At 63.0% G+C, this 24,098-nt stretch carries 18 protein-coding genes and 1 pseudogene; 13 read left to right on the forward strand and 6 right to left on the reverse strand.

Annotation, left to right across the window (positions count from 1 at the left end):
- Nucleotides 1-16: 16 nt before the first annotated feature.
- Nucleotides 17-1,218 (reverse strand): annotated as a pseudogene (locus tag PCLY_RS21860) (MFS transporter).
- 265 nt (nucleotides 1,219-1,483) lie between these two features.
- Between PCLY_RS21860 and PCLY_RS21865 the strand changes: the two are divergent.
- From PCLY_RS21865 to PCLY_RS25340, 5 genes are all read left to right on the forward strand, one after another.
- Nucleotides 1,484-2,653, forward strand: coding sequence for a p-hydroxyphenylacetate 3-hydroxylase oxygenase component (locus PCLY_RS21865; RefSeq protein WP_061242256.1), 1,170 nt, complete (start codon nucleotides 1,484-1,486; stop codon nucleotides 2,651-2,653).
- Between the two features lie 81 nt (nucleotides 2,654-2,734).
- Nucleotides 2,735-3,664, forward strand: coding sequence for a p-hydroxyphenylacetate 3-hydroxylase reductase component (locus PCLY_RS21870; RefSeq protein WP_061242258.1), 930 nt, complete (start codon nucleotides 2,735-2,737; stop codon nucleotides 3,662-3,664).
- Between the two features lie 242 nt (nucleotides 3,665-3,906).
- Nucleotides 3,907-5,310 (forward strand): APC family permease, encoded by a 1,404-nt coding sequence (locus PCLY_RS21875; protein ID WP_061242260.1) that lies wholly within the window; start codon nucleotides 3,907-3,909, stop codon nucleotides 5,308-5,310.
- A 124-nt stretch (nucleotides 5,311-5,434) separates the two neighbouring features.
- Nucleotides 5,435-6,508, forward strand: a complete 1,074-nt coding sequence (locus PCLY_RS21880) for an extracellular solute-binding protein (RefSeq protein WP_061242262.1) — start codon at nucleotides 5,435-5,437, stop codon at nucleotides 6,506-6,508.
- A gap of 14 nt (nucleotides 6,509-6,522) precedes the next feature.
- Nucleotides 6,523-7,527, forward strand: a complete 1,005-nt coding sequence (locus PCLY_RS25340) for a methyl-accepting chemotaxis protein (protein WP_061242264.1) — start codon at nucleotides 6,523-6,525, stop codon at nucleotides 7,525-7,527.
- 224 nt (nucleotides 7,528-7,751) lie between these two features.
- Here PCLY_RS25340 and PCLY_RS21890 read toward each other — a convergent pair whose 3' ends face one another.
- From PCLY_RS21890 to PCLY_RS21910, 5 genes are all read right to left on the reverse strand, one after another.
- Complete coding sequence (locus PCLY_RS21890) at nucleotides 7,752-10,175, reverse strand: efflux RND transporter permease subunit (protein ID WP_061242266.1); 2,424 nt, start codon at nucleotides 10,173-10,175, stop codon at nucleotides 7,752-7,754.
- The gene (locus PCLY_RS21895) at nucleotides 10,172-11,248 is read right to left on the reverse strand and encodes a WD40/YVTN/BNR-like repeat-containing protein (RefSeq protein WP_061242268.1); all 1,077 of its coding nucleotides are present in this window, start codon (nucleotides 11,246-11,248) and stop codon (nucleotides 10,172-10,174) included. Before PCLY_RS21895 ends, PCLY_RS21890 begins: the two co-directional genes overlap by 4 nt.
- A gap of 41 nt (nucleotides 11,249-11,289) precedes the next feature.
- On the reverse strand, nucleotides 11,290-12,642 hold the full coding sequence (locus tag PCLY_RS21900; protein ID WP_061242270.1) for a DUF1329 domain-containing protein: 1,353 nt from the start codon (nucleotides 12,640-12,642) through the stop codon (nucleotides 11,290-11,292).
- Nucleotides 12,643-12,657: 15 nt separating this feature from the next.
- A complete protein-coding gene (locus tag PCLY_RS21905) occupies nucleotides 12,658-14,289 on the reverse strand; it encodes a DUF1302 domain-containing protein (RefSeq protein ID WP_061242273.1) in 1,632 nt (543 codons plus the stop codon).
- A 257-nt stretch (nucleotides 14,290-14,546) separates the two neighbouring features.
- Nucleotides 14,547-15,530 carry a helix-turn-helix domain-containing protein gene (locus tag PCLY_RS21910; protein WP_061242274.1) on the reverse strand — a complete coding sequence of 328 codons (984 nt, stop codon included), beginning with the start codon at nucleotides 15,528-15,530 and terminating at the stop codon, nucleotides 14,547-14,549.
- Between the two features lie 584 nt (nucleotides 15,531-16,114).
- Between PCLY_RS21910 and PCLY_RS21915 the strand changes: the two genes are divergently transcribed.
- The 8 genes from PCLY_RS21915 (at nucleotide 16,115) to PCLY_RS21950 (ending at nucleotide 24,051) form a co-directional block, all read left to right on the forward strand.
- On the forward strand, nucleotides 16,115-17,413 hold the full coding sequence (locus tag PCLY_RS21915; protein ID WP_061242276.1) for an NAD(P)/FAD-dependent oxidoreductase: 1,299 nt from the start codon (nucleotides 16,115-16,117) through the stop codon (nucleotides 17,411-17,413).
- 37 nt (nucleotides 17,414-17,450) lie between these two features.
- Nucleotides 17,451-17,810, forward strand: a complete 360-nt coding sequence (locus PCLY_RS21920) for a cupin domain-containing protein (protein ID WP_061242278.1) — start codon at nucleotides 17,451-17,453, stop codon at nucleotides 17,808-17,810.
- A gap of 67 nt (nucleotides 17,811-17,877) precedes the next feature.
- The gene (locus tag PCLY_RS21925) at nucleotides 17,878-18,525 is read left to right on the forward strand and encodes a helix-turn-helix transcriptional regulator (RefSeq protein WP_061242280.1); all 648 of its coding nucleotides are present in this window, start codon (nucleotides 17,878-17,880) and stop codon (nucleotides 18,523-18,525) included.
- A gap of 320 nt (nucleotides 18,526-18,845) precedes the next feature.
- Nucleotides 18,846-20,087 carry an MFS transporter gene (locus tag PCLY_RS21930; RefSeq protein WP_061242281.1) on the forward strand — a complete coding sequence of 414 codons (1,242 nt, stop codon included), beginning with the start codon at nucleotides 18,846-18,848 and terminating at the stop codon, nucleotides 20,085-20,087.
- 17 nt (nucleotides 20,088-20,104) lie between these two features.
- Nucleotides 20,105-21,568: an amidase gene (locus PCLY_RS21935; RefSeq protein WP_061242283.1), complete on the forward strand. Its 1,464-nt coding sequence runs from the start codon at nucleotides 20,105-20,107 to the stop codon at nucleotides 21,566-21,568.
- A gap of 104 nt (nucleotides 21,569-21,672) precedes the next feature.
- Nucleotides 21,673-22,494, forward strand: coding sequence for a molybdenum cofactor biosynthesis F family protein (locus PCLY_RS21940; protein ID WP_061242285.1), 822 nt, complete (start codon nucleotides 21,673-21,675; stop codon nucleotides 22,492-22,494).
- Nucleotides 22,487-23,281, forward strand: a complete 795-nt coding sequence (locus PCLY_RS21945) for an SDR family NAD(P)-dependent oxidoreductase (RefSeq protein WP_061242288.1) — start codon at nucleotides 22,487-22,489, stop codon at nucleotides 23,279-23,281. The genes PCLY_RS21940 and PCLY_RS21945 overlap by 8 nt, the downstream gene beginning before the upstream one ends.
- On the forward strand, nucleotides 23,281-24,051 hold the full coding sequence (locus tag PCLY_RS21950; protein WP_061242291.1) for an SDR family oxidoreductase: 771 nt from the start codon (nucleotides 23,281-23,283) through the stop codon (nucleotides 24,049-24,051). Before PCLY_RS21945 ends, PCLY_RS21950 begins: the two co-directional genes overlap by 1 nt.
- Nucleotides 24,052-24,098 lie beyond the last annotated feature (47 nt).

A 24,098-nucleotide genomic window follows, 5' to 3' on the forward strand; every position in this document is an offset into this window, starting at 1 on the left:
AATCTGTGAAGCGGCACTACCCGTGCCCGCGCCTCAACCCAAGCCACCCGCAATAAACCAACAACACCACACCAGCCAGCGCCATCATCCATGGGGCACCCAGATGAGCGGCCAGCAGGCCGACCAGCAGGCCGCCGAGGGCGTCGAAGCCGAAGCGGGTGGAGGTGTAGAGCGAGACGATGCGCCCGCGCAGGGCTTCCGGGGCTTCGCTTTGCAGCACGATATTGGTGCCGACGTTGCTCACGGTGATGCCGAAGCCGATCACCGCCATGGCGGTGAGCGACAGCGGCAGCATGTCGCTACCGGCGAAGACCAGCAGGGCCAGGGCAGTAACGGCGCTGGCGGCGAGTATGGTGCGCGGCAGCGACTCCACGGACAGGCGCGAGGCCAGCAGCACGGTCGATAGCAGCGAGCCGAGTCCAGCCGCGCCCCAGAGCCAGCCGAGGGTGGTGGCGTCGCCAGCGAAGATGTCCTTGGCGAACACCGGCAGCAGCACCGCGTAGCTCGACGCCGTGAAGTTGATCACCAGCACGCTGAGCATCATTGCCCGGATGCGTGGGTTGTGTCGGGCGTAGCGCAGGCCTTCGCCGAGCAGGTCGCGGTAGGAGCCGGCCGCGCGTTCGGCGGGGCGCAGGTGGATCAGCAGCAGGCCGATCACCAGCGCCAGGTAGGACAGGCCATTGAGGAAAAAGCACAGCGCCTCGCTGGATACGCCCAGCAGCAGCCCCGCCAGGGGCGGGCCGACGAAGCGTGACGAGGCGAACAGCATGGCGTTGAGCGCCAGGGCGTTGGGCAGGTCGGCGCGGTCGTCGACGAACTGGCTGAGCAGCGATTGGCGCAAGGGCGTGTCGAAAGCGTTGAGCACGCCCATCAGTGCGGCCATGGCGACGATCAGCGTCGGGTTGATCCAGCCGAGCCAGGTGAACAGGGCCAGCACCAGTGCCTGCACGCCGAGCAGGGCTTCGACGAGGATGAGCAGGCGGCGTTTGTCGTGGCGGTCGATCCAGGCACCGACCAGGGGGCCTACGAACAGTTGCGGCAGCAGGGCGACGCAGGTGGTCAGGTCGAGCAGGGCGGCTGAGCCGCTCAGGCCAGCGCCACTTGCTGGATCCAGGTGCCCAGCGTGGAGATGGCATGGCCTGCGAAGTACAGGCGGAAGTTGCGGTGACGCAGGGCGCGCAGCAGGTGAGGGCGTGCATAGAAGGGCAAGGCGGGCATCGGGCGCGTCCTGAGAGGGGGGCAAGGGGAAACTCATTAATGGATTAACTTTTTGCGTCTTGCCGCTCAAATTCCTATGGAAAGTACAATCGAGTCCTCGTAAGGTGCATTTTTAGCCCGCTGGCCAATACCCATAATGAGCGCGTCCCTCGGCCGGAATCGCACTTGATGCGCAGGCTGACGGGCTGCACGAGCAGCTTGTCAGTGTTGCCAACGAGTCGCCTGCCGCGATCTACAGCTAACAATAATCAGGGCTCGTACTCAGATGAAAAAGCCAAATCCGCTCCTCGAAGACCTCAAGGCCATCCTCCCGGCCATCGCTGCCAATGCTTCGCGTGCCGAGCAGGCGCGCAAGGTGCCCGAGGAAAACATCGCCTTGCTCAAGGGCATCGGCATGCACCGTGCCTTCCAGCCCAAGGTCTATGGCGGCCTGGAAATCTCTCTGCCGGAGTTCACCGATTGCGTCGCGGCCCTGGCCGGCGCCTGTGCCAGCACCGCCTGGGCCTTCAGCCTGCTGTGCACCCATAGCCATCAACTGGCGTTGTTTTCCAAACAACTGCAGGACGAGGTCTGGGGCGAGAACCGTGATGCCACCGCGAGCAGCAGCATCGCGCCGTTCGGCAAGGTGGAGGAGGTGGAAGGCGGCGTCATCTTCAACGGTGAGATGGGCTGGAGCAGCGGCAGCGATCACGCCGAATGGGCCATCGTCGGCTGCCGTCGGCAGAACGGTGAAAGCGGCCAGGATTATTGTTTCGCCGTGCTGCCGCGCAGTGACTACGAGATTCGCGACGACTGGTTCGCCGCTGGCATGAAGGGAAGCGGCACCAAGACCCTGCTGATCAAGGATGCCTTCGTGCCCAACCATCGCATCCAGAAGGCCAAGGACATGATGGAGGGCAAGTCCGCCGGGTTCGGTCTGTACCCCGACAGCAAGATTTTCTACGCGCCTTATCGCCCGTACTTCGCCAGCGGTTTTGCTGCCATCGGCCTGGGCATCGCCGAGCGCATGCTCGAAGCCTACAAGGAAAAGACCAAGAACCGCGTGCGCGCCTACACCGGCGTCAACGTCGGCACCGCCACGCCGGCGCTGATGCGCCTGGCCGAGTCGACTCATCAGGTCGGCGCCGCGCGGGCCTTCCTGGAAAAGACCTGGGCCGAGCACGCCGAGCATGCCGAGCGTCACCAGTACCCAGGTCGTGAAACCCTGGCGTTCTGGCGCACCAACCAGGCCTATGCGGTGAAGATGTGCATCCAGGCCGTGGATCGTCTGTTCGAGGCCGCTGGTGGTACGTCCTGGTTCGAGAGCAACGAGATGCAGCGCCTGTTCCGTGATTCGCACATGACCGGCGCCCATGCCTACACCGACTACGACGTCTGCGCGCAGATCCTCGGCCGTGAGCTGATGGGCCTGGAGCCGGATCCGAGCATGGTCTGAGTCTGGTTGCCTTGCGTTGGGGCCGCTAGCGGCCCCGCTACTCGAACAATAAGCCGCATCGCAGCGGCCAGGGAGATCCCCATGAGCACTTCCATCGACGCGCGCGCCTTTCGCCGTGCGCTGGGTAATTTCGCCACTGGCGTCACCGTCATCACCGCTGCCACGCCCGATGGCGAGAAGGTCGGCGTGACCGCCAACAGTTTCAACTCGGTGTCGCTGGATCCGGCCCTGGTGCTGTGGAGCATCGACAAGCGCTCCGGCAGCTACGAAGTGTTCCAGCGCGCCACGCATTACGCGGTGAACGTGCTGGCCGCTGACCAGATCGATATTTCCAATCAGTTCGCCCGGCCGCGTGACGACAAGTTCGACGGCATCGTGCATGAGGCCGGGGAGGGCGGGGCGCCGCTGCTGGCCGATTGCGCGGCACGCTTTCAGTGCGAGATGCATCAGCAGGTCGAAGGTGGCGATCACTGGATCCTGATTGGCAAGGTGGTGGCCTTCGACGATCTGGGGCGCTCGCCGCTGCTCTATCACCAGGGCGCCTATTCGATGGTGCTGCCGCACACGCGCATGACCCAGAAAAGCGAAGGCCAGCAGCCCAGCAGTGCCTTCCAGGGGCGCTTGAGCAACAACCTCTACTACCTGATGACCCAGGCTGTACGCAGCTACCAGAGCAGTTACCAGCCTCGTCAGCTTTCCACCGGCTTGCGTACCAGCGAGGCACGCATGCTGATGGTGCTGGAGAACGATGCGGGGCTGAGCATGTGTGATCTGCTGCGCGAAGTGGCCATGCCGGTGCGCGAGATCGAGCAGGCGGTGGCGATCCTCAAGCGCAAGGGCATGGTGGCTGATACCGACGAGCGCTACGTGCTGACCGCCGCAGGCGTGGAGCAGGCCGAAGCGCTCTGGCGCATCGCCGGTGAGCAGCAGGACAAGGTGTTCAGCGCCTTCAGCGCTGAGCAGATCGAAACCTTCAAGAGCATGCTCAAGGCGGTCATCGCCCAGGGCTGAAACCCAGTGTGGCGTTACGCTGACCGGCCCCTGGCATAGCGCCGGCGGCCGGTTTTTTATACGTGCTCAATGGCCGCATCCGGCGAAATGTTCGGCCCTGACACACCGGGGCAAGGCGGCGGCAGCCTGGTGCAAGAATTACCCCCCGGCGCAGTAGCACAGTGATAGTCGACGCGGCGCTCGACCGACGTCATATCCATGGGCACCACTGGGCCGCAAGGCCCGAGCGGGAGAATAATCGAATGAACAAGACCAACGCCCCTGACATTGCCTCGATGAAGGCGGGGAGTGCGACCTTCAAGCAGCACAAGAAACTGGGCTTCATCACCATGATGGCGATTTGTGTCGGCCTGGTGATCGTGCAGGGCTCGATGATCACCGCCACGCAGGGCATCGGCATTGGTGGCATGGGCTTCATAGCCGCGCTCATCGTCGCCTTCGTTCTGGCGCAGTTCAACGCCATGAGCTTTGCCGAGCTGTCGTTGATGTTTCCCCAGGAAGGGACGCTGGCGACCTACACGCAGAAGGCCATCGGCCACTTCCCGGCCATCGTTGCGGTTTTCGCCGGCTACGTGGTGGTTGCCATGCTGGCCCTGCCGGTGGAGATGTTCCTGGTCGATGCGATCATCGGTGAGTTGCTACCTGGCATGTTCCCACCGCTGGTGCTGCCGTTTCTGGTGCTCGGCGTGCTGGTGGTGACCAACATTCTCGGCGCGGATGTGTTCGCCAAGGTGCAGAACCTGCTGTCGTTCATCCTGGTCACAGCGCTGATTTTGATCGGTCTCTGCGCGGTCAGTGGTGCTGTCGAACCGCATGTCGAACTGAGTGGCACGCCGGTGAGCCTGAGCCTGGAGCCGATATTAAATGGCAGTTTCATCGGTCTGATCGCCATGGCCATGTGGCTGATGGTAGGGGTGGAGTTCATCTGCCCGATGATCAACGAAGTGGACAACCCACAGCGCAATATCCCGCGCGCGATGATGCTGTCGCTGTGCGCCATGCTGGGGATCTTTCTGCTGTTCGTCTGGGGCGCGACCTACTACCTGAATGTGGAAACCCTCACCGGCTCGCCGCTGCCTTATCTGGATTACGCTCATGCGGTGTTCGGCAAGGCCGGTCTCATCATCGCAGCGGTGATGGCGGTGACCGCTACCTGCAGCACGGTCAACACTGTATTGGCCGCCGTGCCGCGCATGTTGCAGGGCATGGCCGAGAACGGGCAGGCCTTTCCGCAGATGAAGATCATCAGCCGGCGCTTCGGCACGCCTTGGGTGGGCATTCTGTTCATGGCGGTAATCATCGCTATCCCGTTGCTGCTGATGGACATCGACTCGCTGATCCCGTTGGTGATCGCGGCCTCGACCAGTTGGCTGCTGGCCTACGTGGTGGCGCATATCGATGTGCTTGTACTGCGTCGCCGCCTGCCGCACCAGCCACGTCCCTTCAAGACGCCGTTCTACCCGCTGCCGCAGATCATCGGCATCGGCGCCATGCTCTATGTCGCGATGAACAACTCCCCGTCACCGGAAATGACCGTGCTGGTCTACAAGATTCTCGGCGCCATCCTGCTGCTGGTCAGCATCATCGCGCTGCTCTGGGTCAAGCTCTATATGAAACGCCCGTTGTTCGCACCTGACCTCGACTAGACGCACTACACCATGCCTCAGCTGAGGCGTGGCTGAAGGCGCGCCCGCACACGCAAGGTCAGCGTCAGTTGCCCTTGCGTAGTGCGTTGTCACTGAGTATCGACAATATCAGGGGAGTCGGATGATGAGAGGCTTGCTGCTAGCCGTGCTCATGCTGTCGAGTGTCAGCGGGCATGCCCAGACGCTACGGATCTACAACTGGAAGGACTACATCGACCCGCAGGTGCTCGCCCGTTTCGAGCACGACAGCGGAATTGCTGTCGACTACCAGACCTTCACGACGGCCCAGGAGTTGGACCAGGCGCTCCGTCAGGGTTCGTCTTTTGACCTGGTGGTGCCCTCGCATTTCCAGTTGCAGCGGCTTATCGAGGAGGGCCGCCTGCAGAAACTGGCACTGGACAGGTTGCCTCACTACGACAACCTCGATCCGAAATTGACGGCTGCCCTGGCGAGCTTTGCCGGTGCGCCGCGCTATGTTGTGCCGTACCTGTGGAGCACCGTTGGCCTGGTGATCGACCGTGATCAGGTCGAGCGTACATTGGGCCGGCAGGCACCACCGAGCTGGCGCCTGTTGTTCGATGAGCCCTATGTTCAGGCACTCAAAGCATGTGGCATCGGTTGGCTGGATGCGCCGGAAGAAACCTTCTCGCTGTGGATGAACGCCAAGGGACGGCGTCTTTCCGATGCTACGCCCAGGCGCTTGCAGGCAGTCGGTGCGTCTCTGGCAGTCAGCGCTGGCGCCGTGCATACACTGGACAACGAGGGCTATATAGAGGCGCTGGCTGCCGGGCGCCTTTGCGCGACCATGGCCTGGAGTGGGCATGCGCTGCAGGCGGCTGCGACGCGGCCATCGTTGGAGTTCCTGGTACCGCAGGAGGGCGCGCTGCTGACTGTCGACAGCTGGGCCATCCCCGCCGATGCGAAGGCGCCAGAGCTGGCCTATCGCTTCATCGACTACATGCTGACGGCCGAAAACGCCCGCCTGAATACCCAGGCCACCCATTTCTACGCGCCCTTGCGCGCTGATCTGCCGGAAATGATCGAGTTAGCCCGGCAGGCGCCGAGTCTCGTGCCGGCAGTCGGCGAGCGTCGCCGCTTGTACTTTCTCGAGCCGCTCAAGCCCGAGCAGAAGCAGGTCATCGACCAGCAGTGGCAACTGATCAAGCAGCGTGCGGCGCCCAGGCCGCCGCCCATCTGACGGGAGTAGCCGTTATGTTCTTTCGTGATCGAGGACGTGATATCGCCGAGGCGCTGGAGCAGCAGCTCGAGGCCTTGGGCCGGGGCGCGGAGCTTGCGTCGGCTCGTTGTGCAATATTGGCCGAGCAGCCCCGTTTGAACGATGCGCTGGCGCGAGTCGCTGCCCACCTGAGCCAGCTTCAGGAGCAGCAAGCGCGTTTGCAGACGCAGTTCGATGCGCAAGCCGAGGCGCAGCAACAGGCCACTGTTCGCGAGCGCCAGTTGCAGGAGCAGGTGCAGCGCCAGACGCTGGAGCTGGAGGCACTGCATGACCGGTGCCATGAGCAACACGAGGCGCTGCAGCACTGCCAGCAGGAAGCCCGGGTATGGGAGCTAGCGCAGTCGACGCTGACCGAAGGCTATTGGGACTTTATCGTGGTCAACGGGCGCATCGACGATCCGGCCAGCAGCATGCGCATCTCCAACCAGTTTCGCTCACTGACTGGATATAGCCGCGACGAGTTGCCCGATGGCCTGGAAAGTCAGGCCAGCCTCATTCATCCGGACCATCTCGGGGCCATCGCCGGTCTGTTCGAGCGAGAGATCGTCGATCCAGCCGGCAGTGGCGAGTACGTGATCGAATACCTGATGCGCCACAAGACGCGGGGCTACATCTGGTTTCGGGAGCGCGGGCGTTCGGTGCGCGATGAGCAGGGGCGGCTTTACCGGGTGATCGGGGCGGTGCGCGACATCTCCGATGAGCGCAACGCCCAGGCGGCGCATGAACGCATGCTGCAACACAACCAGGACACCTACGGGCAGATTGCTCAGGTGGTCAGCGTGATCAAGGGCATCGCCGAGCAGACCAACCTGCTTGCGCTGAACGCCGCCATCGAGGCGGCTCGCGCAGGCGAGGTAGGGCGTGGATTTTCGGTGGTCGCTGACGAGGTGAAAAAGCTGGCGCAGAACACGCGTCAGGCCACCCAGGAAATTCAGGCAATGCTGGCGCGTACCCAGTCCTCTGCGCCGCAACCCGACTGAACTCGCGTCCGCCGCTACGCTCTGCGTAGCGGCGCAAGCCCGATCCTGATTTGCGAGGCGTCTCTGCCTGCCAGGCGTACCCGACGAAAACAGCACGACCGGCCCGTTCGGGTTGTCAGCTGCAGGTTTCATGGGAAGTGGCAGTGCCGTGATGTTTGGTTATCCATGCACAAAGGCGCCCGAGTGGGCGCCTTTGCTATTGCGGCGGTGTGTTCAGGCCGTTTTCACCGGACTGCAGACGTCAGGCCGCTTGGCGCCTGCTGCTCGCGCGAGGCTGTAGCGAGCCGCTCCGGCTTCAGCAGGAAGTGCGCCAGGGCGGGAAGGAGGATCAGGGCACCGAGCATGTTCCAGAGAAACATGAAGGCCAGCAGCAGGCCCATGTCGGCCTGGAACTTGATCGGGCTCAGCACCCAGGTGATCACGCCGATCGCCAGGGTCACCCCCGTCAGCATCACCACCTTGCCTGTGAACAGCAGGGCGCGGTAGTAGGCTTGCGACAGGCTCTTGCCCGCGCGCAACTGGGCCAAGGTCACCGAGAGGATGTACAGCGCGTAGTCGATGCCGATGCCTACGCCGAGGGCGATCACCGGCAGGGTCGCCACTTTCACACCCATGCCCAGCAGTACCATCAGCGCTTCGGCCAGTACCGAGGTGAGCATCAGCGGCAGCACGGCCACCAGCACCGCACGCCAGGAACGGAAGGTGATCAGGCTGAGCAGCGCCACGGCGGCATACACCAGCACCAGCATCTGCCACCAGGCTTGCTTGACCACGATATTGGTCGCCGCCTCGATGCCGGCGTTGCCGGCGGCCAGCAGGAATTTCGCGTCCGGGGTGTCGTTGACCCGGGCGAATGCGGTGACGTGGTCGACCACGGCGGTCAGGGTGTCGGCCTTGTGGTCGCGCAAGTAGATGTACAGCGTCAGCAGGCTGCAGCCATCGTTGTACAGGCCACGAGGGGCGCTGGCGGCGACCGAGTTGAGCATGCCCTGGTTGGGCATGAACTCGTACCACTTGGGATTGGCCTCGCTCAGCCCGACCATCATGCGGCGGTTGAGCAGGGCCAGCGATTGGGTCGACTCCACACCAGGGAGCTGGCGCAGTTGCCATTCCAGGGCATCGACCCGGTTGAGGATGTCGTATTGCGCGCATTGGCCGTCCGGGCTGCTGACCAGTACCGCCAACACGTCGCTGGAGGCGCCATAGTTGGCGTTCATAAAGGCCACGTCGCGGTTGTAGCGGCTGTCGGGGCGCAGCTCCGGCGCACCCGGATCCAGGTCGCCGATCTTCAGGTGGGTGCTGACGATGAAACCGCCTACGCCGATCACCAGCGCGCCGGCTACTGCCACGCTGGCCATGGGGCGACGGGTGAAGCCATCGAGCAACGACCACAGGCGGTGCTTGCGCTGGCCACGGGCGTCGGCCTGCTCGGCCCGCAGGCTGCGCTGGGCGGCCCGCGTGCTGACGCCGGTGTAGGAGAGCATGATCGGCAGCAGGATGAGGTTGGTGAAGATCAGCACCGCGACACCGATGGAGGCGGCGATGGCCAGTTCACGGATGACCTGGATATCGATCACTAGCAGCACCGCGAAGCCCACTGCATCGGCCAGCAGGGCGGTCATGCCGGCCAGGAACAGGCGGCGAAAGGTGAAGCGCGCCGCCAGCAGCTTGGGGATACCACGGCCGATGTCCTGCATGATGCCGTTCATCTTCTGTGCGCCGTGGCTCATGCCGATGGCGAAAACCAGGAACGGCACCAGAATCGAATAGGGATCGAGCGAGTAGCCCAGCGTTGGCAACAGCCCCAGTTGCCATACCACTGCCACCAGGGAGGCAGTGACCACCAAGAGGGTGGAGCGTATGCAGCGGGTGTACCAGAACAGGGTGAGCGTGGCGATCAGCACGGCGATGGCGAAGAACACCAGTACTGCTCGCACCCCGTCGATCAGGTCGCCGACTATCTTGGCGAAGCCGGTGATATGGATGTCCAGGCCTTCGGCCTGGTATTGCTGGCGCAGTTGTTCGAGCTGCCCGGCGAAGGTCGCGTAGTTCAGCGCCTGGCCGTTGCTGTCCTTGGTCAGCAGTGGCACGTAGATCACCGTGGAGCGCGCATTGCTCGCCACCAACTGGCCGATCTCGCCGGAGCGGGCGATATTGGCGCGCAACTGTTCCAGGCTGGCCGGGCTGCCATCGTAGCCGTTGGGGATCACCGAACCGCCCTCAAGGCCATCTTCGGTCACACCCGTCCAGCGTGTCGAAGGCGTCCACAGGGATTTCATGTTGACGCGGTCGACCCCCGGCAGCAGGAATACGGCGTCCGACAGACGACGCAGGGCGTCGAGATAGTTCGGGTCGTAGATGTCGCCAGCCGGGTTCTGCACCGCGATTCGCAGCGAGTTGCCGAGGCCGGTCAGCTGGTTCTGATAGCGCTGAAAGACCTGGATATAAGGGTGCTGGGTGGGAATGGTCTTCTCGAAGCTGGCGTTGAATTCGAGCTTGGTGGTTTGCCAGGCCAGCAGCAGGGTGGTGATGGCGCACAGGGCCACCACCAGCAGGCGGTGGTTGAAGAGCAAGCGCTCGAGCAGCGAGCCCGAGCGCGGATCGAAGTCAGCGGAAGCTTCCGCCAGGTCTGTTGGCGCGTTGTTCACTTCACGTCTCCAGCTTTCAGCACACTGACACCTTCTGCGCTCACGAGGACGATATCGGCATGTGCAGTGGGCAGTAGGTTATTGAGGGGCGGCAGCAGCTGTCGGTTGCTCGGCAGCAGGCGCCCGTCTTGCTCGCGCAGGATCATGCCGGCCTGGTTGACGAATATCGGCTTGCCATTGGCCTGTAGCGCCGAGGCGGTGATCGAGGCCTCCACGGGGGAGACGAGCGGGCCCCAGCTCACACCACCGTCATCGCTGCGCAGCGCATTGCCACGCAAGCCGGCGAGCACGATCGAACCATCGGCTGGCAGTTCGAGGGTGAAGAAACTGCCGGAGTAGGGCGTTTCGACTGGGGTGAAACTGGCGCCGCCATCCTCGGAGAGCAGCACCAGGCCCTGTTCCCCAGCGATCACCACACGCTGGCCACGGCTGCGGATGGCATTGAGGTGCAAACCGCCCGGGTTGACGCTGCGCTGCAGCCAGGGCTGCCAGCTCTTGCCGCCATCGCGGCTGCGCAGGGCCAGGCCGTAGGCCCCGACGACATAAGCCTCCTGCGGGCCCTTCAGCCACAGGTCAAGGAAGGGTTTGTCCGGGCCGTCCTCGACCAGGCGCTTGGCTTCGGCTATCGCACGCGGGTTACCTTGCGCCTGCGCCGCTGCCAGTAGCGTTTGGGCGGCGCGGCGGCCATCGAGGCTGGCAGTCCAGCTAGTCCCTCCATCCTGGCTGACCAGTACGCTGCCGCCGTGCCCGACAGCGTAGCCGTGCTCGGCATTGGCGAAGCGCACAGCCGTCAGGGTGACGCTGACCGGGGAGGCGGCCTGTCGCCAGGTCGCCCCCTGGTCGTCGGACAGCAGGATAAGCCCGCGTTCGCCAACGGCTACCAGGCGCTGGCCGGCCTGGGCGAGGCCCAGCAGATAGCCCTGCGCCGGGTTGACCGTGGCCAATGCCGGGCGCTCCAGCGCAGCGCCGACCGGTTCGGCCTGCGCCGCACTGGTCAGGCACAGGCAGGCTGCCAGCAGTGCCCACGGCCAACGTCCTGCAGTGCCGCGCGATAAATGACTATGGGTGTTCATGAGCGCGCTCCGTAATGCTGTCGCGGATGGCGGGTAACAGGTCAGCGAATGCCGTCATTGGCCAGGGCGTCGGGGGTGAACTCGACATCCGGCAGGCGTTCGAGCAGCTCGTAATGCACCGGCTTCTCGTTGAACAGGCCGGCGACCATGGCCGCGCCGGAGAGCAGGTCATTGAAGCCGAAGGCGAACATGAAGTTGCCGGGTAGCTCTGGCATCACCATGACCTGGCCCCAGGTGGTCTTCCACAGTTGGCCGTTGGCATCCCAGCGATCACCCATCACGCAGGTCCAGGTGTCTTCGTCGCAGTAGTAGCGACTGCGTGCGGCCTGGTGGCGCTGGCCATTGCGCAGAGTGGCTTCGACGACCCACACGCGATGCAATTCCCAGCGAACGTGATCGGGGTTGAGGTGGTGGGCGCTCAGTACCTCTTTGTCCGAGGTCGGCTGCAGCAGTTTGTTGGCGTTGTAAGGGATGTACTTTTCCTGCTTGCCGATGATCTTCCAGTCGAAGCGATCCAGGCGACCAGAGAAGACTTCCAGTTCATCGAAGCTCATCAGACCAGCCATGGTCGGGCTTGGTGTGTCGCAGCAGGTATTGGGTAGTTTGCGCACGCGGCGTTGCCCCACCAGGTAAACCCAGGCCTGATCCTTGGCGGCGTCGAGGTTCTGCCGCCCGACGATGCCTTCGCCCGCACGGATGGCCGGGGCGGAGAGGTTGACCCGAATGTTGAAGTACAGGTTGGACTTGGCGTAATCCTCCAGACTGCTGTCCTTGAAGTAATAGGGCACCTGTTGCACGGAGCTGGCGTCGCTGGCCAGGACGGCGCGGCCATCGGAGGTCAATTGGTAGGCCGTGGCGTAAAAGCGTGCGGTCGGTGCACGCCAGCGCAGCAGGTGGTTCCAGATCACTTCGGCGCCGCTGCTAGGAATAGGGAAGGGAATCCCGCCGAACGCGCCGACCACCACGTCGTTGTCGATTTTCGCCCGGCTCGCGTTGGCCTGGGTGTTGTCGTACACCCATTGCGGCGCCGCGGCGGTGCGGTGCGTTTGATACACATCCAGGCGATAGCTGTCGGGGTACTTGGCCAGCATCGCGCGGGTGCCATCGGTCAGCTTGTCGGCGTATTGCGCGGCGTTGCCCGCGTTGATGCTGAACAGCGGCTTCTCGTCCTTGAACGGATCAGAACGGCGGCCTCCGGGTTTGTCGCCAGGGATGGGCGTGGTCAGCCCGCCTTTCCAGGCGGGAATGCTGCCGTCGGCGTTGCCGGCGCGTTCTGCACCGAGTGGCGTGAGTTCGCCTGTCAGCTTGGCGGCTTCTTCGGCCGTCACCGCAGCCATGCTCTGCTGGGCGCAAAGCAATGCCAGGCCCAGTATGGGAAGGGAGAAACGGGTCATGTGAGGTTCCTCTGCTTAGAAGGTACGCTGGATCGACAGGGCGATGAAGTCGCGATCCTTCAGCGATTGCTTGAAAGAGATGTGGTTGTCTTCGTCTACCGAGGTGCCAGCCGGCCCGAAGTAGTGGGTGTAGGTGAGGCCAGCTCGCCATTCGTTGAGGTACAGCGCGGTCAGGCCGATACTGAAGTCGCCCACCTTGTCGCCATTGAAGGCCCCGACCACTGCGGAGTTGCCGATGCCGAATCCGAGCCCGACCGGCACCGACAGGTCGACACCGGGAAACACCTGGCGATAGCGGGGCTCGTAGACAAAGCGCACGTTGGCGGCGTCGCGATCGGCCAGGGGGTTGAGCGCCTGGCGGTTCTTGGTCACGTCGAGTACACGGTTCCAGGCCACCTCACCGAGGAAGTCCGCTTCGTTGGCGATGAAAGACGGGCCTAGCGTCGCCAGCCAGGACACCTGCGCATGCAGGGTGTTGCCGACGGCGTAGCGGGCATCGCCATCGTTGTCGCCGCTGCCGTCGAGGATGGTCACGCCATCGCTGCTCAGCGGCATGTTGCGGCGGGTGGAGATTTCCGCAGCGACGTTGTAGTCGCCGAAGGTGTGGCTGACGCTGGCACCGAAGGCGCGGATGTTTTCCGGATAGACCCACTGGTAAGTGCCCAGGCGTCCGCTGGCGAAGTCGGGGGCGCCTGCACCGGGGCGAATGTAGATCTGCGGTGTCTTGTCGTGGTAGCGAACGGCATAAAGACCGAAGTCTGTCTCACCGGCGCGAAAGCGGATCTGCACGCCGCCCTGGCCGGAGTCCTTGGCCTTCATGTCCTGCTGGCGGAAGAATGCCAGGGGTTCACCACCGGGGATGACCGGGTTGGGCCCGGCGATCAGGCGCTCAGCGCCCTCGCCGATAGTGTCGAGCACCGAGAAGTAGCTGCCTGAGGCCGGCAGACGGGTCTGCTCCCAGCGCCATTGGTAGAACGCGCCGATGGAGACGTCGGGCGTCAGTTGCAGTTGACCGGAAAACTGCTCGGTGGGGCGGATCAGCTCCTTGAACTGGGTGTTGGGCACCGAGGCCGCCTTGACCGCGTCCACGGGCGCCATGGTGCCGGCAATGCCGTTTGCGCCGAAGAACAGGCTTTCCCCCCACACCAGTGCATGCCGACCGGCGCGCACCGTACCTTTGGCGTCGCCCAAATTGAAGCGGGCGAAGAGGAATGCATCGAGCAGTTCACCCTTGCGCCCATGCAGCTTTTCGGTAGCACGGGTGAACTCGTCGTGGTCGACCGAAAAGGCATTGGCGGTGGCCGCCGAGTTGTTGTCGTTACCCTCGTTGTAGACGCTGTCGTACCACGCTGCCCCCGATACCCGGGCGCCAACGTTCTTGTACATGACGTCGAATTCCGAGAGCAGGTCGAAGCGGTTGGAGATCAGGCCACGGCTGAAGTTGCGGTCGCCGTCGTCGTGGTTGGGAAGGGCGGTGAGCTGATCGGACGCGCCCTTGAGGCGGCTGGCCGTACTGTATTTGAACGTGTTGTCCCAGCGCAGCCTGAGATCGGGATCTCCGCTGTCGATCTGGAATGCCTGAACTGCAGGGGACATCGAGGCCATGATCGACATGGCCAGGGGATACAAGGCAAATTTCTTGTCCATCTCCCAGTTACCTCCGTTGCGAGACTTTTTTATTGTCAACAGGGTGTGTTTGCCCGCCTGGATAGGCGGAGACCGGGACGTGGCAGTTCGTCCGTTACGTTCAGGTTACGGAGGGGGCATTGGGCGTGTTAGCCAAAAATGGCAAAGATGCAGGCGCGAGGGTAGAAAAGCTGATACGCCCCCAGTCGCGGCTGTCATCAGTCGCGTCTGAGGGTTGGGTTAGCAGGAGGGGCGTAGGAAGTGCTGCGCCGATGGGGTCAGCGATGCAGGGTTTGCGAGGGACGTTCACCGAACATCGTCCGGTATTCGCTGGAAAAGCGACTGAGATGCCAGAAGCCCCAGCGGCTGGCGACCTCCTGCACTGACACCAGGTCGGCGCCCTGGCGCAGCTCCCGGCGCGCCGCGTTCAGGCGCAGCGTTCGCAGGTAGGCCACCGGATTGGTGCCAAGGGTTTCCTGAAAACAGTACTGCAGCTTGCGGCGACTGGCGCCCAGCGTGCGGCACAGATCGAGAATGGTCAGCGGCTCGTCCAGATGCGCCAGGGCGTATTCGCAGGCGCGGTCGACCGTGCGCTTGCGGTTCGAGGGGGTGATCTCGACGGGCTGGCTGGAGGGCAGCAGCTCGAACAGTTGCAGCATGATCGCGTCGCGGAACTGGTGACGTAGCCGCTCGTCATTCAGGTCGGCCGTGGAGCTGGCGCAGCCGTATTCGAGATTTTCCAGAATAGTGCGCAGGTTGCGTGGCAGATCCAGATCTTTGACCAGGTAGGTCTTGGGTAGGTGACGGCTTTCGAAGGCGATGCCCTGCAGGGTCAGCTCCCGTTCGAGTATTTCCATGTCCACGGCCACCACGAGCAGATCCATTTCGTCGGGCGTGCGCAACTGCGGCAGGTCATCGGCATGGGCGACCAGGGCCTTGCCTCCGGAAACGAGATTGCCATCGCAGTAAAGGTCACCGCTGAAGCTGAGCGGAATGCTGAAGTTGATGGTGCCGGGTTTGGCCGAGCCGCGCTTGATCAGAGACTGGTTGGTTCTGTCACGGATGACCTGCATCCAGTCCAGGCTGAACTCCGTCAGTTCGCCGTGAAAGCGGCCAGCGGACATCTGGTCGTAGGTCAGCTGCCAGTCGCTGACCTGCTCGGCATGCTCGTCGATATCCTGCGAGCTGACGTGCCGCGAAAAGGGAGAGGTGCTGATCAGTCGGGGAGTGGTGGATGAAGCGAATGTGTCATACATGCTCATTTAGTCCGCTCGAACGCCGTCGGTGCGGTGCTTACCGATGAGCCATTCTCCAGAGCGGAGGGCATGCGCATCATGCGCTTTGCCGTCTGCGGCGATCCATGTCCAGATGGAGTCTGGGTAGTCACCAGTGAGGCACCAAAGGATTCCCACTTGGGAAACACCTGAGCTGCAGTTAAGGAAAGGTTCTTTGTTGTTCTTGTTGAAATTTTCTTTAAGTAAGCAGCCTTTTCAGTTCGGCTCGTGGCACGACTGGGGCAGACCACCTCTCGAACGGATAGGGACGAAGGGTGATGGCTTGATGCATATGACGATAGAAGTTAAGACGTATAACTGTCTTGATCAAGCGTGCCTCCTTATTGATCGCTGCTGCCAGGGTGTCAGCGGATGAACGGTAGAGGAAGCAATTTCAGGCTGCGGTGTCACCTGAGCCCATAGGCTCTGGCAGGAATGGTCAAGTGTCAGGGCAGGGTGAATCAAGACGTGCTTGGCCTGATGAGTTCCTAATGTGATCCAGCAGAACGCAACGTGCACGGCGCCGGGCACGTTTAGCAGTCGTTCCTTCTCGAATACTTAGGTTGCTTCCCATGATCAATATCGAAACGCCTACCTACTACACGGCCACCAAGAAGTATGACCTCAGCTTTCCGTCCCTCGAGGCGGATATCGACGCAGACGTGGTCGTGATCGGTGGCGGCTTTTCCGGCATAAACACAGCTCTGGAGCTGGCCGAGAAGGGCATCACCAACATCGTCGTGCTGGAGGGGCGCTACCTCGGCTTCGGTGGTACTGGGCGCAACGGCGGGCAGATCATGGCGGGTATCGGCCATGACCTGGAGAAGATCCGCAAGGATGTGGGGGAGGACGGCCTGCGCGCGATTCTGGAGATCAGCGACCAGGGCGCGCAGATCATCAAGAGCCGCATCGAGAAGTACGCCATCGATGCCGACTTCTGCCATGGCTATGGCTACATGGGTTTCAATGCCCGCCAGGAAAAGACTCTGGCTGCCTGGGAGAAGGAGTTCAAGGCGCTGAGTCCGCAGCAGGAGATCCGTCTGCTGGTGGGCAGCGAGCTCAAGCAGATGATCGGTTCCGATGCCTATTCCAGTGGCTTGCTGCACATGGGCGCCGGCCATGTGCATTCGCTCAACCTTCTGCTGGGCGAGGCCAAGGCGCTGGCCAGTCACGGCGTGAAGATTTTCGAGTACAGCCCGGCGCTGGAAGTGACCTATGGCGAGCGCGTCACGGTGCGTACCGCCAAGGGCTCGGTCAAGGCCGGTAAGCTGCTCTGGGCCTGCGACAGCTTCCTCAACAAGATGGAGCCGGAGCTGCACAGGAGCACCATCAACACCTATGCCTTCCAGATGGTCACCGAGCCGCTGTCGGATGAGCTGATCGAGCGTATCAGCCCGATTCGCGGTGCCTACAGCGATATTCGCCCGGTCATCGACTACTACCGGGTCACCCGTGAGAACCGCCTGCTATTCGGTTCGGCCACGCCCTTCGTCGAGCACATTCCAAGCGACCTCAAGGCCTGGAACCGTAACCTGATGCTGAAGATTTTCCCTTACCTCAAGGACGTGAAGATCGACCTGGCCTGGGGTGGCCCTATGGCCTGCAGCCCCAATCTGTTCCCCCAGATCGGCACCTTGCCGCAGCACCCCAATGTGTTCTTCGTGCAGGGTTACTCGGGCTTCGGCGTTACCCCCAGTCACATCATTTGCAAGGTGCTGGCCGAGGGTATGAGCGAAGGCTCGGCGCGCTATGACCTGATCAGCTCGGTGCGTCGCATCCAGGTGATCGGTAAAGACCAGATTCGTCCGTTGCTGCTCACTGCCGGCAAATCCTGGCACCAGCTATCGGGGTACTGGAACGGGCGGCGCTGATCCATCCATTGACGATCATTAACAGAGGAAATATCCAATGACTCCCATCAAACAAGGCACCACCCTCAACGAGCTGGATACCTGGGGCACCATTGCCGACCTGGGCTCGGAGATTCTCGAAGGCGAGGGCAAGGCTTTCGGCAAGATGACCTTCGGCGCCCCAACCGATGCGCTCAGCGCCGGTTACTTCGCTGTGACCAAGAGCAAGTTCCGCATGGTGTATCCGTTCAACGAACAGGCCACCGTGGTGTTCGGCGAGGTCATTCTGACTGATGAGGCCACCGGCCAGAGCACCCGCTACAAGGCTGGCGACAGCTGGTTCGTGACCAAGGGCACTAGCGTGCTGTGGGACGTGCTCAGCGAAAGCTTCACCAAACATTACATGGCCGTGGTGTAACCCTAACCACTGGCTGCACAACCTGGCGGCCGATTCGGTCGCCAGGGTCTAACTGAGTCACGTGATCATGTATGACGCAGAGGTGGGTAGGCGTTGCCTGAACAGCTTCCTGGCGTTGCTACCCGTCTCCGCCGGTGTCTTCTATCGCATTGCCGACCAGCTCGAACCGCACGATTTCCTCCTGCAGCAGATGCGCTTGGACATGCATGAGCGCTATCTGTCCGACTATCGTCAGGTCGATCCGCTACAGCCACGCAACTGCCAGCGCACCGGCAGCAGTGTTGTGCCCTTGCAACTGGGCATGAGTGCGCAGGACGCCGCCGCCAATCGGCGCTACAGGGATTTCCTCGAGCGCTTCGGCGTTATCGATGTCGTCGAGGTACTGGCTTTCGAGCATGGGCGTCCCGTGGCGGGTATCTCGCTGCTGCGTGGTTCGCAGCTTGGCGCCTTCGCCATGCACGAACTGCAGCAACTACAGGCTCTGCAGGGACTGTTCGAGATTGCCGTGGCACCGCCAACGTCCGTCGCTTCGCGCATGCAACTGACTGCACGGGAGTGGCAAGTAGCTGAGCTGTTGCGAGCTGGCTACAGCAACAAGGACATCGCTCGACGACTCAACGTTGGCCTGCCCACCGTCAAGACCCATCTGATCAATCTATTTCGCAAGTTGGGTGTAAGCAATCGTACCGAACTGGTGGCGACGCTTTTCCTGTAAGACTTGCACGGGGTTCGCCTGACGCCCCTTCGCCTTCCATCCCACAAAACGGCCTTCGCAGCCGAACACCGCATCTGTCTTGTGCTAGCCATTTCTGGCAGGTCGGAGCCTGCTCCGAGCGGCCGGAAATGGTCGTCGTGATTCTGCCGAATTTGGATAACGGTGGTTTCAGACCGCGCCCTAGGATGCCTGCGTACCGCCGGCGCACGGTCGATGGCCTTGCATCTCGGAGCCTTTGGCAAACGCCGTAGGCAGGATCCCGAGGGGTGTCCTTGCGACGCTCGCCATGGATTCCTCTTCACTTCTTCGAGGTCTTCAGTATGTCCCTGGAACATTCCCTTGCAGGCGCGGCAGCGCCCAACGCCCGGCAGGCCAGCGGCCGGCGTGAAGGCGTGGTGCTGATGCTTGGCAGCAGCCTGACCATCATGGGTGCGGTGATGGTCGCACCCATGCTGCCGAAGCTGGCCGCCGAGTTTGGCCCGACTTCGCCACATGCCGAGCTGCTGGTGCCCCTGGCCGTGACCGGCCCGGCCCTGGCCATCGCCCTTTGCGCGCCTTTGGCCGGCTGGCTGGCCGACCGGGTTGGGCGCAAGGCGCTGCTGGTGATCGCTACCCTGTTGTACGCGTTGCTGGGAATGATCCCGGCGCTGCTCAACGATCTGACAGCCATCGTTGCTGTGCGCCTGCTCTTCGGTTGCACCGAAGCGGCGATCATGACCTGCTGCGCCACCCTGATCGCCGACTACTGGCGAGGGGAGGCGCGCATGCGCTACGTCAACCTGCAGGTGGTCACCATCGGCCTGGTGGGCGCACTGTTCTTCGTTGTCGGCGGTGCGTTGGGCGAACAGTCATGGCGCCTGCCGTTCTATCTCTATCTGCTGCCGCTGTTGTTGGTGCCGGCGATGATCCGGGTGCTCTGGGAACCCGTTCGTGAGCGGGTGGAGACGGCTTCCGACGAGGACGATGAGCAGGTCTCGATTCCGGCACTGGTCAGTGGCTATCTGCTGATTCTGGGCGGAATGATCCTTAGCCTGATCGTGCCGGTGCAGACACCCGTTCTGCTGGTGGGGATGGGCGTCACCTCCAGCACCCTGATTGGCCTGTCTGCAGGATTGGGGCTGCTGGCCACTCTCGGTGGCTCACTGATCTGGCCGCTGCTGCGTCGAGGTCTGGGTATCGCGGGTTGCAACGTTGCACTGCTGACCCTGCTGGCGCTGGGCCTGTGGTTGCTGACCCGTGCGCACAGCTACAACGAGGTCTTGCTGGCCGTGAGCGTGCATGGCCTTGGCGCTGGCCTGCTGGTGCCAAATGCCATGGCACCTGTGATGAACGCACTGAACGTCAGTACCCGGGGGCGTGGTCTCGGCCTGTTCACGGCCTGCCTCTATATCGGCCAGTTCGTCAGCCCATTGGTGGTCGCGCTGGTTGGTGCATTCACCGGCGACTTGCGCGCCTCGATTCACTGGCTGGCAGTGGCCAGCCTTGTGGCTGCGTCACTGTGGCTGGTTACCGGGCTGATCCAGCGTAAGCGTTCGGCTGAACCACTTTCTACCCACTCCTGATTCCAAGGACACTCACTATGCACAGCATTCACTCGCTGCTGGACAGTCACGATGGCTATGGGCTCGCCGAACTGGTACGCACGGGGGAGGTACTACCCGGCGAACTGCTGGAGGCGGTCATCGAACGCATCGAACAGGTCGAACCGCAGCTCAATGCAGTTTGCGAAAAACTCTATGACAGGGCCCGCCTCGATGCGCAGTCGGCCAGTACCCGTCAGGGTGCTTTCGCCGGTGTGCCGACTCTGATCAAGGATCTGTTCTCACCGCTGCGTGGTGCGCTGATGACCAACGGTTCCCAGGCCTGCGGCGAGGTGCGTGCCGATTTTGAAGCCGAGGTAGTGACGCGACTGCGGCAGGCCGGTTGCGTGTTCGCCGGCAGCAGCACGGCGCCCGAATTCGGTACGTCCTACACCACGGAGTCCACGCGCTTCGGAGCCACTCGTAATCCCTGGGACACAGAGCGCAGTGCTGGTGGCTCCAGCGGTGGAGCGGCAGCACTGGTGGCCGCGCGGGTGGTTCCTTTCGCCCACGGCAACGATGGCGGTGGATCGCTGCGGGTTCCCGCATCCTGCTGCGGCGTGTTCGGTTTCAAGCCGAGCCGTGGGCTCATGCCGTCCGGGCCGCTGGTCGGCGAAGGTTGGGCCGGCATGGGTACACCGCACGCGATCACCCTGTCCGTGCGTGACAGCGCTGCATTGCTCGATGTGACGGCTGGTATGGATCTGGGCGCGCCTTACGCGGCTCCGTTGCACAGCACCTCCTATCTCGCTGCTGCGCAGGGGCCATCGCGCCCGCTGCGTATCGCGCTGGTCGAGCATCTCGACCCCTGGCCAAGCTCTGCCGAAAGCCTGGCTGCCGTGCGGCATGCGGCGCGCCTGTGCGAGAGCCTTGGCCACTCGGTCGAGGTGACTCGGTTGCCGGTCGAGCTGCCGGTCTTCCTGGATCGCGTCTTCGACATCATCGGTGCGAGCACCCGTGGTTACATCGACATGCTGGGGCAGATGCGTGGTCAGCCGGTGGCGCTGGAGGAGTTGGAGCCGCGTACCCGCATCATCCTGCGCGAGCGTGGTGATATCGCTGGCGCACGTTATGCGGCGGCAGTCGACTGGATCCATACGCTGGGGCGTGTCTTTGCCGGGTTCCTGCAGCAGTTCGATGTGATTCTCACGCCGACCCTGACCCGTGAGCCGCCACGCATCGGTGATCTGGATGCCTTCGATGAACGGCTCAGCCTTGACGAGGTGATGGAGCAGTTCCACAGCTATTCGCCGTTTACCGCGCTGTTCAACGCCACCGGCCAACCGGCGATGTCGGTGCCGCTGTACTGGACGGCCGCAGGCCTGCCCATCGGTGCGCATTTTGCCGGTCGCTTCGGTGATGAGGCCACCTTGCTGGCTCTGGCTGCTCAGCTGGAGCAGGCGCAGCCTTGGGCGTCTCGCGTGCCTGCGGTAAACGCCCGTCAGAGCAAGGCTGCGAACTGATTGAGGGGCAGGACAAAAGCCCGCCCCTCAACCATCCGGTTGATAGGCGGGCTTCAACCGATCACGCACCATGCAGGCTCTACCCACCACTTCGAGATGTCCGCATGAGCACGAATTCCGACTGGATCACCGTAGGAGCCCTGGCCGATGGCTTTGCCCAGGAATCCTTCATCCTGCCGAACCTGGCCGACCTCGCTGGGCGAAGCCTGACGCTGCACTTTGCCAATGGCTGGCAAATCGCTCACCGCTTCGAGTCCGAGTGCCTGAGCTGGCAGGCCGCCGACGGTCATTCGCAGGGCAGTGCAACCTACCGCGCCACTTCGGTACGCCCCGGTATCTACCTGGTGGATTTCCTCAAGCACGAGCAAGGTCAGGACTGGTCGATCAGCCTGGTGCTGGATATTGGCAGCGCCTCCTTCACGGCGGTAATCGGCCGTCTGCCGGATGCTGAAACCACCCACGAAGGCCTCTATCACCGGGCTCTGGCCGGCAAACTGTTGACCGGCGTAGAGGTCGAGTTCTTCCACGGCAGCCTGGACAAACCTTGGCAGGAGGGCGCTTGCCCGCACGCGCCGACCCGCGAGCTGGTGGGGCTGCGCAATCTCTATCGCTACAGCCCGACCGAGGTTTACGAGCATATCTACCTCAACGAAAACTTCTACACCTGGCAGTGCCTGAAAGGTGTGGAAGCGGGGCTGTGCGACACCGATCGTTGTCACTACTACAAGATCGCCGATGAGCTGTACATGTTTGTCTGGCGCGAGAAGATCGTGCCGACCCTAGGCCTAGTGATGATCGACATGGCCAATCACCGTAGCGATGGCAAGATCTTCGGCTATGCCGGTGGCGGCTTCGATGAGCTGTCCAACTTCCCAGTGGCTTCCTATTGCAGCGTGATCAACCGCACCGAGTACCCCAATGAGTAAGGCGAAGACTATCGCCATCACGGGGGCAGGCACCGGCATCGGTGAAGCCTGTGCCCGGCGGCTGGCGGGCGAAGGTCATAATCTGGTGCTGGTCGGCCGTCGCCGCCAGCCTCTGGAACGTGTGGCGGCGCAAACTGGTGGCCTGGTGCTGGTTGGAGATGCTGCCAGCGCCGAGGCGTGGAGTGGTTTCGTCGAGCAGATCCGCAGCCGCTTCGGAGGCCTCGATGCGCTGCTGGCCTGTGCTGGTGGCCATGGTCTCGGCACGGCCACGCAAACGTCCGATGAAGGCTGGCAGGCCGCCATGCGCAGCAATCTCGACAGCGCCTTTCACAGCGCCCGAGCCTGCCTGCCGTTGCTGATCGAGCGGCGCGGCAGCATCGTCCTACTCGGTTCCATCGCCTCGCTGGCTGCCGGCCCGCAGGTGTGTGGCTACACCACTGCCAAGCATGCGCTGCTCGGCCTCAATCGCTCCCTGGCGCGTGATTACGGCCCACTGGGCGTGCGGGTCAACTGCGTGTGCCCCGGCTGGGTGCGCACGCCGATGGCCGACGAGGAGATGCAACCGCTGATGCAGCACTTCGGCGAAGACCTTGATTCCGCCTACGCCCGTGTTACCGCCGACGTGCCTCTGCGGCGTCCGGCCAGTGCCGAGGAAATCGCCAGCGTATGCCGTTTCCTGATCAGTGACGAGGCGTCGATCATCACCGGAGCCAGCATCGTCGCCGACGGCGGTTCCAGCATCGTCGACGTGCCGACCCTGGTGTTCGACCGTTTAGGAGGTGCCTGATGAACGCACGATTTGATTTCGCCGGGCAGACCGTATTGGTCACTGGTGGCGCCCAGGGCATCGGTCGCAGCATTGTCGAGGGCTTTGCCGCTAGCGGGGCGTGCGTGCTGATCGCCGACCTGCAGGTGCAGCCAGCCCAGGCACTGGCGCGCGAGCTGCAGAGCCAGGGGCACGATGTGCAGGCGCTGGCGATCGACCTGGCCGACGAAGCGGCCATCGCCGCGCTGCTTGGCGGGCTGGAGCGCCTGGACGTCCTGGTGCACAACGCCGGCTACTTTCCGCTGACGCCTTTCGCAGAAATCACTCCGACGATCCTGCAGCGCACCCTGGCGGTGAATCTCAGCGCGCTGTTCTGGCTCACCCAGGGTGCGTTGCCGTTGTTCGAGCGCCTCGGCAGGGGCTGCGTGCTGGTCACTTCGTCGGTGACCGGGCCACGGGTCGCCTATCCGGGGCTGAGTCACTATGCGGCGTCCAAGGCAGGGGTCAACGGTTTCATCCGCAGTGCGGCGCTGGAGCTGGCCAGGCGTGGGGTGCGGGTCAATGGTGTTGAACCGGGAATGATCCGTACTCCGGCGATGGGTAATCTGGGTGATGGTGCCCACAGTGCCGATATCGCCCGCGGGGTACCGTTGGGTCGCCTGGGCGAACCGGCTGATATTGCCGGTGCCATGCTGTTTCTCGCCTCCGAAGGTGCCGGCTATATTACCGGGCAGACCATTGTGGTGGATGGCGGTGCGACCCTTCCGGAAACCCAGGCAGCGCTTGACTGAGACTATGTCGGTGGCGACCTTCGGTCGTCGCAGCCGGTACCTGCCTG

The organism is Ectopseudomonas composti, from assembly GCF_001567565.1.
Lineage (GTDB): Bacteria > Pseudomonadota > Gammaproteobacteria > Pseudomonadales > Pseudomonadaceae > Aquipseudomonas > Aquipseudomonas composti_A.